Origin of the sequence: Stieleria neptunia (assembly GCF_007754155.1) — a bacterium.
GTDB classification, from domain to species: domain Bacteria; phylum Planctomycetota; class Planctomycetia; order Pirellulales; family Pirellulaceae; genus Stieleria; species Stieleria neptunia.
The window spans coordinates 2,978,877-2,995,403 of the sequence record NZ_CP037423.1 but is presented as its reverse complement, the minus strand read 5'-3'; the positions used below and the strand labels follow the sequence as shown (position 1 = coordinate 2,995,403).

Genomic DNA, 16,527 nt, shown 5'->3' with positions numbered 1-16,527 from the left:
CCCAACAGCGAGCGATTTTCCATGATGCCGAGACAAGGATTCCCGGTCACGCTTTTCTTCCTGATTGCAAACGCTGCGATCGGACTCGGCCCACTCCCCGCACAAACAGCCGAGGATTCGACGTGGGTCTCGCAAGCCGAACCACGGCTGAAAGCGATTTACGAACACGGCCAATTTCGGGCGAAGGACTTTCAGGGCAAATGGTTACCCGACAGCTCCGGATACACCGTTCGTCAACAGGATCCGAATTCCGACCAACCGCGGTTGCTGACGTATGACGTCCGGACGGGCGAACAGGTGGAAGTCGAATCGCCCGACACGTCGCAACCGGTCCGCCGAAAACTGATGTCGCCCGACGGCACGCACCGCCTGGAATTTCGCGACCAAGATCTGTTCGTCCGTCATCTGGAATCCGGCCGGCGAACCCGATTGACGCGGCGCCCGCCCGACCGAGACGTTTCCTATCGTGAGCCTCAATGGAGCCCCGACGGGACACGCGTGGTGTTCATTGAGTCGGATGCGACCGACGTCAGAATGCGCCCCATGCTGGTGCCAGACGATCCCTCGTATCCGAGCGTTCGACACCAGCGATTCGCTCGCGTCGGTGAAAAAATCAATGCCCTCCGCGTCGGCGTTGTCGAAATCGAAGGGGGCGAACTGCAATGGTTGCCGATGGAGTTCAGCCCGGACGGCGTCTATCTCGGGCAGGTCGAGTGGGCAGGAAACTCGGAGGAAGTGCTGGTCGAAAAGCTGAGTCGTTTTCGTGACGAACGCGTCTTCTCGCTCGTGAATGTCGACGGCGAAGTCAACGAGATCTTTCGCGAAACCAATTCCGCATGGGCGGTGGGCAGCCAGGGAAAGAACTCGGGGCTGACATGGGTTCGAGACGGCCAGGCGTTCATCGTGATCAGCGAAAAAGACGGCTGGCGTCACGCGTTCCTCTATTCGCGCGACGGCAAAGCAATGGCCCTGCTGACACCGGGCGACTACGACCTCATTGATCGGGCCGTCGTCGATGAACCGGGCGGTTGGTATTACTTCTACGCCGCGCCGGACGATGGACCGAGAAAGTACTTGTACCGAGTCCCCCTCGATGGATCGGGAACGCTCCAGCGGATCACGCCCAGCGATCAACCGGGGACGCACGACTACGATTTTTCGCCCGATGCCAAGTGGGCGTTTCACACCTATTCCACCATCGACCAGCCGCCGGTCGTCGACTTGGTCGAACTGGATGGACACAAGGTCGTACGCGTGCTGGAGGACAACCGCGAACTGCGCGATCGGGCCGCGACGCTCATGACCCCTCCGACTGAATTCATCCGGCTGGAAATCGATGGCGGTGTCTCGATGGATGCCTGGATGATCAAGCCGAAGGACTTTGATCCCTCCAAAAAGTATCCCGTCTTCATCTACGTTTACGGCGAGCCCTACGCACAGACGGTGCTGGACCAATGGGGAGCCGCCCAAAACCACTTTCATCGAGTCATCGCCGACCTCGGTTACCTCGTCGTCTCGATCGACAATCGCGGCACCCCCGCACCGAAAGGCGCCGCATGGCGGCGATCGATCTTCGGCAGCCTGGGACCACTTTCAACGGAAGATCAAGCCGCGGGGCTGAAAGAACTCGGCCGCACGCGACCGTATGTGGACCTGTCACGCGTCGGAATTTGGGGCTGGAGCGGCGGGGGATCCAACACCTTGAACGCCATGTTCCGCAAACCGGACGATTACCACGTCGGAATCGCCGTCGTCCCCAAACCGCAGCCCCATTTGTACAACGCGTGGTTCCAAGAAATCTACATGCGAACCCGAGAAGTCAACCCGGAGGGCTACGAACGATCGGCCCCCCTGAATTTTGCCGAAGGGCTCAAGGGCAACCTGCTGATCGTCACCGGGTCCGGCGAGACGAACACGCATATTCAGATCATCGAAGGCCTGGTGGATCGGTTGATCGAACTCGGCAAACGGTTCGACTACATGGTCTACCCCAATCGTGACCACGGCCTGCGCGAAGGCAAACGATCCGAACTGCACGTGAGAATGCTGATCGCCCGATACCTGGTCGAACACCTTCCGCGCGGCCCGCGGTAACGGTTTGACCAACGCAGAGCGAAAGAAACGCTGAGCGAAATACTGGCACTTAGCGTCTCAACCCACTCTCCAACCCAAGCTTCCCTTTCGAACGATGGAATTTGGGTGCTTCGCGAACCTGTCAGGCCGTTTGACAAATCGGATCCCGATTCAAGGGCAACTCTTGCAACCGATCCCGCCCACCGGTGTATACTCCGGGTGGGCATGCACCAACCATGCAGAGGCATACAAAACGGCGGCAAGAGAAGCAGAGACTAGCAGTGACCGAGAAGACGAATTCTGCTCGTATCGAGCAGACCAGCGCTGAGACCAGCGCTGAGACCGGCGGCGACGATCAGAGCACAACCGCGTCCCCCAGCACCGGCACACCTACCGCTTTGAAGCGTAGCGGCGGCGCCCGGCGGAACCCCCAAGCTCGATGGATCGCATCGGCAATCGTGATTTCGCTGCTGGTTACCGCCAACTGGCCGTTCCAGTATTCCGTCAGTTCTTCGACCACAGCGACCTGGTCCGAGTCGCCATTCGACTTCGGCTTTCGAACCGAAGGCGCGCTGCAACCGATTGACCCGGTCGAAGCAGGATGGCCGTTTCGCTACTACATTCGTCATCCATTTCCAAATGGCGTCGATCAAGCTCGATGGTACGGGCGCGCCGTGGTCTGGAATCTGGCGACCGCCATCGCGTTTGTGGCCATCATTTTTTTCTACTTGCGGCCAACAGTGAGGAAGTCCAATCGAGTTTCGCTCGCCGATTTGTTGTTTGTCGTCACACTGATCGCCTCGGCGATGGGCTATTGGAGATGGCAGATCCGTCAGTCCGAAGCCGACAAAGTCATTGCCGATCAACTCGCAGCGAGCGGGCAGGTCGTGCGGCAGTCGTACATGCCGGCGATTTTGACCGAATGGGTCCCCAAGTCGGCGCGACCGATGTGGCTGAGGACAACCGCTGTTGATCTCCAAGAGCCGTCAGACGAACAACTGCAATTAATGTGCAAGTTGCCTTACCTGAGAGCGCTGCGGATCGGTGGTGGCCAGTACGACCAGAAACCGTTGAGCCGCCTGCCCTCGATGCGTTATCTGCAAGACCTTCGTATCGCCGGTGCCGAACTGGATGCGGAAACCGTTTTGGCATTGTCTGAATGTTCGCTGCTTCGACAACTCAACATTTCGCACACCAATATTGCGGAGGATGCGCTTCCGCGTTTCGCGAAACTTCCGCGACTCTCACGGCTGATGGCCATGGAAACGATGATCCCGTTCCAGGCCTGGCAGGATTGTGAACTGAAGAACCAACTGGAAAGTCTGGTTCTCTCTCGGCCGAATACAGGAACCGGTGGTGAAATCCAGCTTGAATCTTGGCCACAATTGCGACGCCTCGCGTTTCAATCACTCGACGAACCGCTCAACCCGAACCTCTTTGGGATCTCATTGCACGACATGCCCGAGCTGGAGCAATTCGGATTCGATTCACTTCAATTGGTCGACCTCGATCTACAGCGTCTGCCAAAACTTACGAACGTCAAAGTGCAATACAACGACGCGCAGATGCGATTGGCTGCCAACGACCAGATGCCGTATGACGCGTGGGTTCGCAACTGTACGTTGAATGAGATCCCTCTGCTCGAGTCCTTCTCGTTTTACGTTGGCGACTTTGAATCCATCCAAATCGAAGGCTGCGACGCGATGGAGAAGTTGGCCGGAACCAGCACGATGATTCCTGGGGTCGGCGACCCACAGTATGTCTCAACGAGCAGCCCAGAGTGCGGCCAACGAGTGATCGACCAGTTTGGAAAGTTAAACGGGCCGCCGCTTTTAGCACTGCGAGGATGTGACCTTCGCAAGGTCGACCTTTCACCCCTGAAACAAAACTCCGCGATCGCAACACTGGACTTTCAATATTGCGCGCTGACGAAACAATCGGCCGACCAGATCGCAACGCTTTCGGCAACGGCCATCGACGTGCGAAACGCCGAGGTAGGCGCCGGGTTTGTTAACTCACTTTCTGCCCAACTCGCAGACCTTAAATCGCTGCTGATCAATTCGAACATCAACGCGATCAGGGTTGAAAATCAACCCAAACTTGAAACGATCGTTTTTGATCAGCACAAGAAATCACAGATCACGGCATTGCGGCTGATCAATGTACCGGAACTTCGATCTCCCCTGGTCCTCAGTCCGGTCGGAAATTACCTGCACGTGGAGGCCGCGCCTCAGCTTCCCGGTTTGGCGGTTTTGAGCCCGCTTTCGAAAATCCGAATCAGTGGTGTCGCCGGATTGCAGTGGTTTATCGGAGGGGGCGAGGGGATGAATGACGAAAACGTCTCGGAGGTGTTAAAAGCCCACGCGTTGACGGAGTTAACGATCGCTTATCCATCCGCTTCGTCGAAAGCGTTTAATGGCGTCATCAATCTTCGATCGCTCCAGCAGCTTGCCCTTCCAGGGGCGGATCTCGACAACGACTTGTTTCAACAGTGGGACATCCCCACGACACTTACCCAATTGGACCTCAGAGATTGTGGACTTTCGGCCGCAACGACATCTCGGATCATCGGCCGTGGACGCTGGACGCAACTGCTGCTTGGCGGAAACGAAATCGATGTGAGTTCATTGCCCGAACTCAGGAAGAGCCCGGGTCTCACTGCCGTCAGCCTCGGCGGCATCAACCTCAATCAATCGCTAGTTGATGCAATGGGACCGCTCGACTATCTGAGCCAAGTGGGGCTTGCCGGTGCGAACATTGAATCAGGCGGACTGACGGCAATCGTTGACAAATCCGATTACCTGAACGAAATCGATCTCACCGGCGCAACCGCAGACTGGTCGGAAATCATACCGGCGCTGCAAACCCACAAGTCGCTCATGTTTCGACTCTCGCCGGTCGACGCGACGGTTGCACTGATTACGAAACTGACCGCCGCGAAACGGCTGGTGATGGAACGTGATGCCTACGAAACATGGTTCCAGCCGCCACAACGGAGACTCCTGGGCTACGACCCGAGAGGGTTTCCGGTCTACGAAGATCCGGATCGCCAGGAGGGACCAAGCGAATTCGAGCGTCCCGACTGGTCTGCCGATTTTTTCCGTCCCGCCCCCGATCTAAATTCCCCAGCCGGGACCGTCGTTGCCCCCAACGCACCGGTCGGGCCGGGCGCCCGTTCCGTCATCGGTCAATTGCTCCGCTCCATCAACTCAGCGGGCGCATCCGTTGACAACATCGACAATTTAGAAGAGGTGGAAAAAGAATGAAGTGTCCATCGAAACTCTGCCTGTTGGCCATCACCTTGGTCTCATTGACAGGCTGCGATCCAGTGCCAACGGAGCAACACTTTTCAGTTCCGACGGGCGAAACGCTTGTCGCCGCGCCCGCTGCTGCGAACCACTACCGCTGGCCGGTGATTGAAGACGACTGGCAAGCCACGAAACCGACCGATTGCGCGTTCCTTCGCCAACTCGAGCCGGGAGCGATTGGCGAAATCGCCGATCAGATCTTCAAGAATAATCAGAAGCGGATTGAAGAAGCAAAGTCGAGTCAACAGCCGCCGCCGTGGATGGTCGCATCGAGTGGGCTCACCGGTGAAGCGTTGACAATGGCAAGACTTGCCCTCGATGAAGTTGACGGACAGCCGATGCTGCGCGAGAGCGTTGCAATGCCGCCCGACGCTTCCAACCCAACGGTCTGGCTGGACAAGACGGGACGGCACTTAGTCATCGGTGGCGACAACGGACTTTGGATTTCAAGATTGCCGTGGCGACCGTGGTGGGCGTTGCCCGGCACCCCGCCGACGGACCTCGACGAACCCGGTGATGCGAGCAAGTTTCAACATCTTTCGTTGCCAATGTCAGGTGAAAATGCAATCCACGTCGAATTTTTCGCAACGCAAGCGGACGGTTCGGACTCTCGAATGATCGTTGCTGCCGGACAACAACTTCATCTGGTCGATTGCACGACAGCCTCGGTTGCCGCAACACGATCATTGAACGAGAACATTCAACATCTCAGCGTGGCAGCGGAAACGGGGCATGCCGCGGTCGTTGACCAATCGGGCAATCTGTACCTGACCGACCCGAAATTAGCCACGGCGACAAAAATCGGCGAGGTCGACGTGAGCCTTCCGATGCCAGCCATTTCACCTGAAGCGGCCCGAATCGCGGCTTGGCACGACCAAAATACCGGCCGCGTGTTCAAACTCGACCGAGGGGCGTTGGACGACGATTTCGACGTCCCGCTCACTGATCCTGGCGAACCATTGATGGTCCGCTGTTCTCGTGCCTATGACCTGTGGATCGAGAAGAATGCGTGCCATAAACGCCCCAACTATCCGAACACTCCCGGTAATGACCGCCAGACTTGGCGGACATCGATCTACTGGGATATCGTGGACGTGCTCGACCTTCACAATGCCCCCACACCGTGCACACAACTCTGTCTCGCTGACCGCCCGCTGCCCGACGGCGGCACCGAGCGCGTGATGTACGACGCCATCCTTGGCGATCGAGGGTTTGGGCGACCGACCCCGACGAAACGTTTCGGCGATCGAAAACCTGTCGTCGCCGCTTCCGGTACCGTGGTCGCGCTGCATGACGGTCAGACCATTGACCTCTACACCCGCATCGCAAACATCCATCAAGGCGTGAACTACCTTGGCGGGCTCGTGGGATCTTGGGCATGGCAGAATCGTTTCGATGATTTAGAAGCATTACATTCCGTGATTCGAGCTCTCCCTGAACGACGATTCAATCGGACCAAAGAGCAGATCTACCAGGTGCTCGTTGAGGCGACTGCCATGCAGTGGATCTACCGCGAACAGTCACTCCAAAACGATCAAGCCACCGAAGCAGACCTCGAAGTGACAAAAGAACGTTTGGCGGGCTTCGCAGAGTGGGCCGATCGGCAGTCGCCACTCGCACTGACGACAAAAATCAAATACTGCATCATGAAAGCCTGGAATGCCAGGGGCAACGGCTGGTCCAGTTCCGTGTCTGAGAAAGATTGGCGGACGTTTGAATCGCAAAACAAGAAGGCGATGGAATCGTGGAAGAAGTTGCAACAGATCGACGATGTCCCCGCAGTCGCTTACGAATACTTCGCCAGCTTGGCTCGTGACACGTCACTCAGCTACGACGATTCCTATGACCAGATTCGTGAATTTCTTGAACGATTCCCGCACGACGACATGATGCATTTCCAAGTGATGATTTGGCGACTGGAACGCTGGGGTGGGACACGCGGATCCGCGGCCGCGTATGCTGCCGCCGTCGCCCGGGCCCTCGGACCACCGATGGGAGATTTCATTTATTCAAGATGTATCGAACGGATTGCGAACGTTTTTCCGCGCGCTTTCTTTGGGTATGCGCTTGTCGATGGAAATCGCGTGCTCGCCGGCGTCCGGCAAGGTCTGGACATGCGGTATTATCGAGAGCAGAGCACCCCAAATGCAATCATCTTGGTGGCAGGTTCACACAGCCTACCCGACACGCCGGGCCCCAACTCGACGTACACCAAGAATGCACTTCGACTTTGTGAGGACTTGGCCGAGTATTATCGCGCGAGGTACCCGATGCTGCCCAACGAGATCGTGAACCGTACGGGAAATCAAGGACTCGATCGCATGAAGACTTATCTTCCGGAGTGAAGCATTCGATACCGACCTCGGGATCGCGTTGTGCGCAATTCAGCGACCGGCGCGCGTACACGGACAAGAAACCGAATCGCCGGCGGTCTACGATGATGTCCATAGGCGGCCGAGACGGGCATTAAGTAGGGGAAAAACTCTGCTTCGCTCCCTCGCGGAAATTTGCTTCACACGAGAAGGTCCCAAACCGCGAGCGATATCACATGAAGCCGAGACAGGGATTCCCGGTCCCGCTTTTTTCACCGATTGCATCGACTGCAATCGGCGTCCGGATGATCATCCATGATGCATCCGATGTTCATCGGTGGCGACACCCACGGGTGAGGCAACCTGATCCCCCGTCGCCGTGTCGATCCACCTGAATCGGGTTGAGGATCATTGAGAGCCCCCCCGATTCATCATTCATGTTTATGAAGACGGATCGGTTCAGATCCACGACCGTCGTCCATGAATAGCCGGTTAATTCCACTGAGATTAATAACCCTATGGTTATCTAGCTCCACGCTAATTGCAACGTTAGGGTCGCACACGGTGAGCAACCTATCTCGCGGGATAGATTTAAAAGAATTGACCCTTGACGATGTGATCCCATTAGAAACTATTGATAAGTAATGATGCCGTCGTTTAAGCAACCGCTGACCGCTCCAGAAGTACTCTGAACACACCTACTGGTGCAGACCGCCTGCTGAGACTTGCCGCTCATCTTTTCAATTTCCCAGTCAGATCCTCGATACTTATTAACCAAGATCAAGGATTGTTCTGTTAAGTCTTGAAGTCACTTTCGCATTTCCAACTGAGATACTCTAAATGAAACGCCCCGCCCGGACGAACCACGGTTTCACGCTTGTGGAACTATTGGTTGTCATCGCCATCATCGGAATCCTTGTCGGTCTTTTGCTGCCTGCCGTGCAGGCAGCACGCGAGGCCGCTCGCCGGATGAGTTGCAGCAATAACTTCAAACAGCTGGGGCTCGCGATCCACAACTACCACAGTGCCTATCGACAACTCCCGATGCACGGGGTCGGCACGGCCAGCCCCGACGGGGGAGCCGCACCGTATGGTGTCACCTCGGCCACCACCGACTGGTGGACGAACTACGGCGACTCGAATGCTTGGCGCCTGAGCGCCCTGGTCGGGCTGACACCGTTTATGGAGCAGCAAGCGCTGTGGGACGAAATTTCAAACCCGAGCGTCATCGATGCCGTCAACCCGGGCACCCAGTTGACGGTGGCCTGGCCTCCGATGGGGCCGACCGTGGAGTTCATCCAGTACCGCCCTTGGGTCACCGAACTCCCGATGCTGCGATGCCCCAGCGATCCCGGTGTCGGCTTGCCGGCCCAAGGTCGGACCAACTACGCCGCCTGCCTGGGCGATTCGATCGATTGGTCGATCCGCGGCTCAAAACAGCATCACACCACCCGGGGTGAAATGGTCTCGACCAACACGTGGGTGCAACGCTCACTCGCTGCCAACCGGGGGACGTTCGTGCCACATAAAGAGTCCAAATTCCGTGACATCCTTGACGGACTGTCCAACACCGTCGCGTTTGCGGAAATCCTGACCGACCTCAGTGATCGCGATACTCGCGGCATTCAAAGTCTGAACGGCAATCCTCCCGACGAGATCCGATTGAATCCGAGCTATTGCATCGACAACAATCAAATCGATCCTGATAATCCGCGATTCTGGGCCCCGACAACGCCGATCGAAAACTCCAACAACGGGCGAGGCTTCAAGTGGGCCGACTTTCGCCCGAACTTCAGCGGTTGCCACACGATCCTTCCCCCCAACGCTCCGATCGGCGGGGGAAGCAGCGTCGGCGAAACCGGGATGTTCCCACCATCGAGTCGACACCAAGGCGGCGCCCATATCTTAATGGGCGATGGTGCGGTGGTCTTTATCACCGACTCGATCGAAGCCGGTGACTCGCACCACGAAATGGTTTGGCTGGCGCCGGCCGATATCACGTCGTCACCCGGTACGAAGAGCCCGTACGGACTGTGGGGCGCTCTCGGAACCCGGGCCTCACGCGAAACGATTCAGGAACAACTGAATCAATAACCCGAAACCGATCCGCAGCCGATTTCGGCATACCGGACGATCAATCAAAACTCTCGGCCCCGAAAAATGGCCGGGAGTTTTTTTTTGAAGAGCGCTCAACACGGACGCTCCGAATCCGCCCGCGTGCCGCGTGCCGGAGACAAGGAGACAAGGAGACAAGGAGACAAGGAGACAAGGAGACAAGGAGACAAGGAGACAAGGAGACAAGGAGACAAGGAGACAAGGAGACAAGGAGACAAGGAGACAAGGAGATTATGAGACGGGGAGGCAGGAGCACAGCGATAGATCAGAACAAAACCTGCGGAATCCCTTTTCCACCCCATCATTCTGCCACCCCATCATTCTGCCACCCCATCATTCTGCCACCCCATCATTCTGCCACCCCATCGTCTTGCCCCCATCGTCTTGCCCCCATCGTCTTGCCCCCATCGTCTTGCCCCCATCGTCTTGCCCCCATCGTCTTGCCCCCATCGTCTTGCCCCCATCGTCTTGCCCCCATCGTCTTGCCCCCATCGTCTTGCCTCCATCATCTTGCCCCTTCGCTGACTTGAACGGCGCAAGCGTGATCGTTCTATTATCCAAGTCGAATCCTCATCAATCGGTCGATTCGCCGAATCTTCCCGATGCGGAATCACTCCCTGAGAACCTGAATCGTCGACTGCCGACCATGGCGCATTGGGCGGATGGTGGTTCTTCACGGCGTACGACAAGCTCCCGATGGACGACCACCCCGCTGCCCACCACCCAACGATCAACACGTGCCCGACAACATCCTACCACTCAGCCACGCAGAGCTTCTGGAACTGAAACGCTGGAACACACCCACCATTTACAACGGCTGGGAACAGATCACGTCACGCGATGCCGGTCGAGACTGTTTCAACCTTGAAGAAACTCATGACTTCATGCCACAGATGGGCCCGATGGTTGGCTACGCCGTGACGGTCGTGATCGAACCGGGAAACCCCGTGCACAAGACAGCCAATGCCAACGCGTGGAGCGAATACCGACGGTACGTTGCGTCGGTGCCGGGCCCCAAGGTCGTCGTCGTACAGGATCTGGACAAACCCGCGACATTCGGCGCCTTCTGGGGTGAAGTGAATAGCAACATCCATCGAGCCCTGGGCTGTGTCGGCGCAATCGTCGATGGTTCCATTCGTGACGTCGATGAAATGACCAACGCAGGCTTCAAAGCGTTGGCCCGCAGATTGAGCGTCGGCCATGCCTACAGCACCCCGATCCGATGGGCCTGCGAGGTCGAGGCGTTCGGCACGCCGATCACACCAGGAACATTGATTCACGCGGACAAGCATGGGTTTCTTGCCGTGCCGGCGGAGGATACGCCTGGACTGCTGAACGCCGCCCGCAGGATGGATTCCTTCGAATGCCAAACCATGATCCAGACCGCTCGAAACGCAGCCGGCAAGTCAACCGAAGCACTCCTCAATGAAATCGATGATGCCTGCGCCCGCTTTGGCGATTTGGCTAAGAATGAGTTCTCTGGCAAGGCAGGTGAATGGGCATGAACCGAACACGCTTCCTATTGGTTGTCGCCTCGGCATTGGCTTCAATCGTTTCATCGTCCCAGGTCCGTGGCCAAGAAGACCGGTCGTCGGCGTTTGATGTTCATCGTGGCGGTGTCGTCATGACGTTCGACGATCGAAATTTCGACGATTGGGTCAACACGATTCCCCTGTTTGACGAATTCGGTGTCAAGGCAACGTTTTTCATCAGCGGCAAGATTGATGATCACGCGGTTGACGCAATCCGCCGGCTGAGAAAGCATGGTCACGCGATCGGTTCGCACAGCGTGCATCATTTGAAAGCCGTCGAATACTGCCAGGATCATTCACCCGAAGTCTTTCTTCGCAACGAAATCCGCCCGCAACTGGAAGCGTTTCAAGCTGCGGGAGTCGCCCCCACATCGTTCGCCTACCCGATGAGCCGCAACGACGCCGTCACGGACGAAACACTGCTCAAGGTCTTTCGACATCTGCGAACGGGAAAGAATGTGGCCGACGGCGAACGCATCTGCGATGCCGATGCCTTCTTTGTTCCTGCCGGCCGAATCAACCAGCAAGGTTGCCTGATTGCAAAGGGCATCGACTACGCCCCTGCTCGCCCCGATCGCACCTTCGAGCAGATCGACGCAGCGTTGACCCGGGCGGCAGAGAATCACGAAATCATCGTGTTCTATGCGCACCGCATCTGCGCGACGAAGCCGGATCGAGGCCACTTCGTGACCCCCGAAGCACTGGCTCAGATCTTCGGCAAAGCGAAGCAACTCAACCTGCCGTTCTACACGTTCGACCAACTGCCGTAACCGATCGACCATCGACGGTACCCATCGGTGCTGGTGTGCAGGCTTTAGCCCGGATATTGCATCCGCTGAGTGGTTGACTGTGATTTTGGACTGAGTTACGGCGGCGTTGCCTATTATGGCCGATTTTCGCTGCAATTGATTGGCTTTGGGCAGAGGCCCCCCACCCCCAGAGGACAAAATTGTCGCTGGGTGATGAATCGCGATGCGATGGGGGTAGCTAGTCGCTACGACAAAGACGCGTCAGCACCTGATTGAACAGCGGTTCCCAGGGGCAGTGGCTGCAGAGATGAAAGATCACACGACGGCAAGTCACACGCACGCGTGCTGCAATTTTCAATAGACGCAATCGAATTGTGTCCACGCGTAGACGACTATGTTTCGTTCCACTCAGGCCCAGGCGACGCACCCCATCGAGTAGAACGTAAGCAAATGATGAAAGCATCACGCGGAACTGATTGGCAATAAAACGGGTGCAACTGGTGCGATCAGCGAACAGGCAAAGCTGTTGTTCTTTGATCCGATTCTCCATCTCGCCACGCATGCAGTAGTGCTCTCGATAAAACTTCTCCGGGTCAAAGGCGACAGAACACCATGTTCCTGGAGTCTTAACTTGCAACGGTTGCCTTTTGCCGTTGACCATCGGTCGATGGTAGGTCGTGTCGACAATGCCATCACTTGAGAAACGGTTTGTTACGACGAAGCGAGGATTGGGGCCTTTGCCAGTGTACTCTGCTTTGCCGACCACCCAGCGATGGCGGTCCCAAGTCCTGCCGGTGCGATAGCGAAACCATTTGAAGCAGGCTTGTTTCCCACCCCGGTGTGATCGAAGGATTCTTGCCCGTGTCATTTCGCAAGCAATTTCCTTGACTAAAACCTTATTCTTGGGCAAACCAAAGATGTAGTGGACATCGTTTTTGTCGCACCAACGCATCAGGCGTTCGATCGCAAAGCCTCCGTCACCACGAAGGGTAATTTTGACCTGAGGCCATCGTTTGCGGATCCTTGCGACGAGTAATTTTGTGATCCCGCGTGCGTGGTGTGCATCACCGAGATTGGCCGCACGAAGATAAGAGACGAGAAGTTGGTCGCCGCAAAATACGTACAGCGGTTGGAAGCAGTAACTGTCGTAGTAGGCATTGAAAGCCCTTCTTTCTTGCTCGCCGTGTACCTTGTCGTCCGTTGCGTCTAGATCGAGCGTGATTTCACCAGGCGGGGTGTCGAAGCTGTCAAGGAAAATATCAACGAGGATCTTGCTGAGCTCGAAGAGTTCTTTTTTGCCGATTCGATTTTCAAATCGCGAATGCGTCGAGGGACTTGCCAGAGTGGGATCTTCATCGTCGTCCGCCCCGGCATTGATTCGAGGGGTCCGTCCGGCGGCGACTTGAAAGGCGGCATCGTTGCGAAGATGCTGTTGATCGTTTGCATCTTCGTATCCTGCAGCGATCGCAAAGATTCGACTGATGAGGATTTCCGCTTGCGAATGCTTGGTGTGAAACGGATCACGTGGGTCGTCGATGGCTTGGTCAATCCGCTCGATCAAATTGAGCTTTTTGTCGACTTCACGAAGCAGGACGAGGCCTCCGTCGGAGGTGAGCGATCCGCCGTTGAAATCCACCTCAACGGCCTGCCTGCGGAGGCGTTTCAATGCGGGACGTTTTCGATTACGCTTTGTCATTGCCGAAAGCCTTGGTTTCGTGTTCTGTGAAGTGTCGTAACTCCAATAGATACACGAACTAAGGCTTTCGCGCTATAGGGGGAATCGTATCAGCGGATGCAATATCCGGGTTAGAGACCGTCCAGCTTAGGGCTAGCGCGAAACGCGACAAATCTGAATGATCTGACCAAATGGGTGAGAGGTGGTCGTCGGAGGGGTGTACGACGTCCTTTCTAGGTCGTCGCGCAGAGCCCCACGGGCGACGGCCCGGAAGGGCCATCGTACATCAGAAAAGCGATCGCCTTAAGTCGGACGACTATTCGATGACGTCCACCGTACCGGTGTGCATGTTGTAGACTGCGCCAACAATGCGGACCTGTCCCATCCCGATGCTTTGGCGGACGTCGGCAATGCTGGAAAGTTTCTGGACGGCGTGGATGACGTTGGTCCGCACGGCGCCACTCATTCGCTCGGCGCCCTGGGCGTCCTCCGGGACGTTCTTCAACGCAGGTTCGATCCGCTTGATCAGTGCAACGACCTCCCTCGGCTGCTCACTCGGGTTGTCAAAGTGGTCCACGGTTGCCTTGACGGCCCCACAGCCGGTATGCCCCAGAATCAGCACCAGCGGTGTCTCCAGGTAGTGCACGGCATACTCGATGCTGGCCGTGACATCGGTGTCGACCACGTTGCCCGCGACCCGGATCACAAACAAATCTCCAAAACCTTGATCGAACAGCAATTCGGGAGGGACACGGGAATCGCTACAGCCGAGTACGACCGCGAACGGATGCTGCCCCTCTTCCAATTGGGATCGCCAGTTCCGTGTTTCATGCGGATGGATGGATTGACCGGAAACGAATCGCGCATTGCCTTCCTTCAAACGCTTGAGTGCCTCCGCGGCCGCCGCCAGCGTGTTGACGTCAGGTGTCCGCATGCCCAGCGCCACGTCACTGACGGCGGACACCGCTCGCAGTCGCTGACAATCCGAAGCGTCCGCTCGCATCTGTCTTGCCAGTCGAAGACGCAATTCGGCGTACTCCGGATCAGCCGACCGATTCCTTGTTTCGTGCGGGTCGATCTTGTAATCATACAATTCCCTGGCGGCGATCTTGTTGTACTTGTTGACCCATTCGGTGTAGCGGTATTGATCGGTGCGATAGGAGTACGCGATGGATCCGCGGTTCTTGAAAACCGTGATGGCACCGTCACGTACTTGATCGGCGGTACCATTGACCAGAGGCACCAGGCTTCGACCGCTGATGGTTTCTGGGCATTGAATCCCGGACAGTTCGCAAAGCGTCGGAAAGAGGTCGATGGATTCAACCGGCTCGGTCGTCGATGCGATGGCCGTGCCCGATGCAGGCCGAATGATCAGCGGCACGCGCGACGCTTGTTCGAGCGGACTGTTCACGCCCCACATCCCGTGATCACCAAGATGAAAGCCGTTGTCACCGCAAAGTACGATCGTGGTGTTGTCAGCCAGCCCCAGGGTTTCGAGTTCATCCACCAGCAATCCGATCTGCGCGTCAACATACGAGGCGCAGGCATAGTAGCCGTGAATGATTTCGCGTTGCAGCGGTTCGGAGAATTCTCCATCAGCAGGCACGCCTTCATAGCCGCGCATCATGCTGGTGCCGTGAACCGAAAATCCGCTCGCGTACTCGATCGGTCCGCGATGGGGCGACAACGAAAACTGATCTCGCTGATACAACTCCCAATACTTTTGGGGGGCAATCAACGGAGGATGCGGTTTCATGAAACCGACGGCCAAGAAAAACGGTGCATCAGACCGGCTCAACGTGCGCAACAACTCGATGCCGCTCGCGGCGATCTGGCCGTCGGGCAACTCATCGTCCCGGACATCGGCCATCAACGCAAATCGACTCGCATTCTTGAACTTCGTTTTGGCATACGCAAACTTTCTAAACGGCACCGACCAAGAAGGCTCGTCATGCGTTTCCCTGTCATCAACGCAGCGTGGGTCGTAGATCTTTCCGGTACCAGCGGTGGCGTAGCCGTTGTTTTTAAAATGCTGTGGCAGCGTCTGAAGTTTGGGGTCCTTGGCTCGCATGCTGGTCGCGACGTCCATCACACCGTGTGCTTCCGGGCGAAGCGACATCATCACGCTGGCACGCGCCGGCCCGGAATTTGGCCAGGGGCAGTGCGCGTTGAGGAACACCGTGCCGCCTGAGGAAATGCGATCCATCGCCGGCGTGATGGCCGTCGGGTCACCATAACAACCGAGGACGGGCTTCAAGTCGTCAACCACGATGAACAGCACATTGGGCCGAGGCTCGGCGGCAGAAGAGATGGCACAGAGGCAGACCGACACGACGAATGCAGAAAGTCTGGACATGGTGATTGTTCCGATCGAGAAAAGAAGCGGCACCGCCTTCAACGACGATTCTAACCCTGGCCAGCCGCGTTCGGGTGGACGCCATTCCAGGTTTCGCCATCGGGATCGATAGCGGATCGTTCTCATCCCTTGACCGGAAACCTGGGCGGCATGTCCGTTTTCAGAGGGCGCTGCCGTCGCCTTACCCCGAACCAGAAATGCGGCATCACCCCATCATTCTGCCACCCCATCATTCTGCCACCCCATCATTCTGCCACCCCATCATTCTGCCACCCCATCATTCTGCCACCCCATCATTCTGCCACCCCATCATTCTGCCACCCCATCATTCTGCCACCCCATCATTCTGCCACCTCATCGTTTTGCCCCCATCGTTTTGCCCCCATCATTCTGCCCCCATCATTCTG

Annotated in this window: 9 protein-coding genes; 6 read left to right on the top strand and 3 right to left on the bottom strand. The window is 56.9% G+C overall.

Annotation, left to right across the window (positions count from 1 at the left end; all coding sequences use genetic code 11):
* Positions 1-24 precede the first annotated feature (24 nt).
* From Enr13x_RS10530 to Enr13x_RS10515, 4 genes are all read left to right on the top strand, one after another.
* The gene (locus tag Enr13x_RS10530; RefSeq protein ID WP_197456174.1) at positions 25-2,094 is read left to right on the top strand and encodes a S9 family peptidase; all 2,070 of its coding nucleotides are present in this window, start codon (positions 25-27) and stop codon (positions 2,092-2,094) included.
* A 260-nt stretch (positions 2,095-2,354) separates the two neighbouring features.
* Complete coding sequence (locus Enr13x_RS10525; RefSeq protein WP_145386021.1) at positions 2,355-5,339, top strand: leucine-rich repeat domain-containing protein; 2,985 nt, start codon at positions 2,355-2,357, stop codon at positions 5,337-5,339.
* Positions 5,336-7,726, top strand: coding sequence for a hypothetical protein (locus Enr13x_RS10520; protein WP_145386020.1), 2,391 nt, complete (start codon positions 5,336-5,338; stop codon positions 7,724-7,726). The genes Enr13x_RS10525 and Enr13x_RS10520 overlap by 4 nt, the downstream gene beginning before the upstream one ends.
* 807 nt (positions 7,727-8,533) lie before the next feature.
* Positions 8,534-9,787 (top strand): DUF1559 domain-containing protein, encoded by a 1,254-nt coding sequence (locus Enr13x_RS10515; RefSeq protein ID WP_145386019.1) that lies wholly within the window; start codon positions 8,534-8,536, stop codon positions 9,785-9,787.
* Between the two features lie 354 nt (positions 9,788-10,141).
* Here Enr13x_RS10515 and Enr13x_RS37845 read toward each other — a convergent pair whose 3' ends face one another.
* Positions 10,142-10,369 (bottom strand): hypothetical protein, encoded by a 228-nt coding sequence (locus Enr13x_RS37845; protein ID WP_197455932.1) that lies wholly within the window; start codon positions 10,367-10,369, stop codon positions 10,142-10,144.
* A 176-nt stretch (positions 10,370-10,545) separates the two neighbouring features.
* Between Enr13x_RS37845 and Enr13x_RS10505 the strand changes: the two genes are divergently transcribed.
* Together Enr13x_RS10505 and Enr13x_RS10500 are read left to right on the top strand one after the other, a co-directional pair.
* Positions 10,546-11,313 carry an RraA family protein gene (locus tag Enr13x_RS10505; protein WP_197455931.1) on the top strand — a complete coding sequence of 256 codons (768 nt, stop codon included), beginning with the start codon at positions 10,546-10,548 and terminating at the stop codon, positions 11,311-11,313.
* Complete coding sequence (locus tag Enr13x_RS10500) at positions 11,310-12,110, top strand: polysaccharide deacetylase family protein (protein WP_145386016.1); 801 nt, start codon at positions 11,310-11,312, stop codon at positions 12,108-12,110. Before Enr13x_RS10505 ends, Enr13x_RS10500 begins: the two co-directional genes overlap by 4 nt.
* A 217-nt stretch (positions 12,111-12,327) precedes the next feature.
* On the opposite strand, the gene Enr13x_RS10495 is transcribed toward Enr13x_RS10500, so the two are convergent.
* The gene (locus tag Enr13x_RS10495) at positions 12,328-13,785 is read right to left on the bottom strand and encodes an IS1380 family transposase (protein WP_145384429.1); all 1,458 of its coding nucleotides are present in this window, start codon (positions 13,783-13,785) and stop codon (positions 12,328-12,330) included.
* A gap of 295 nt (positions 13,786-14,080) precedes the next feature.
* Complete coding sequence (locus tag Enr13x_RS10490; RefSeq protein WP_197455930.1) at positions 14,081-16,120, bottom strand: carbonic anhydrase; 2,040 nt, start codon at positions 16,118-16,120, stop codon at positions 14,081-14,083.
* Positions 16,121-16,527: the final 407 nt, after the last annotated feature.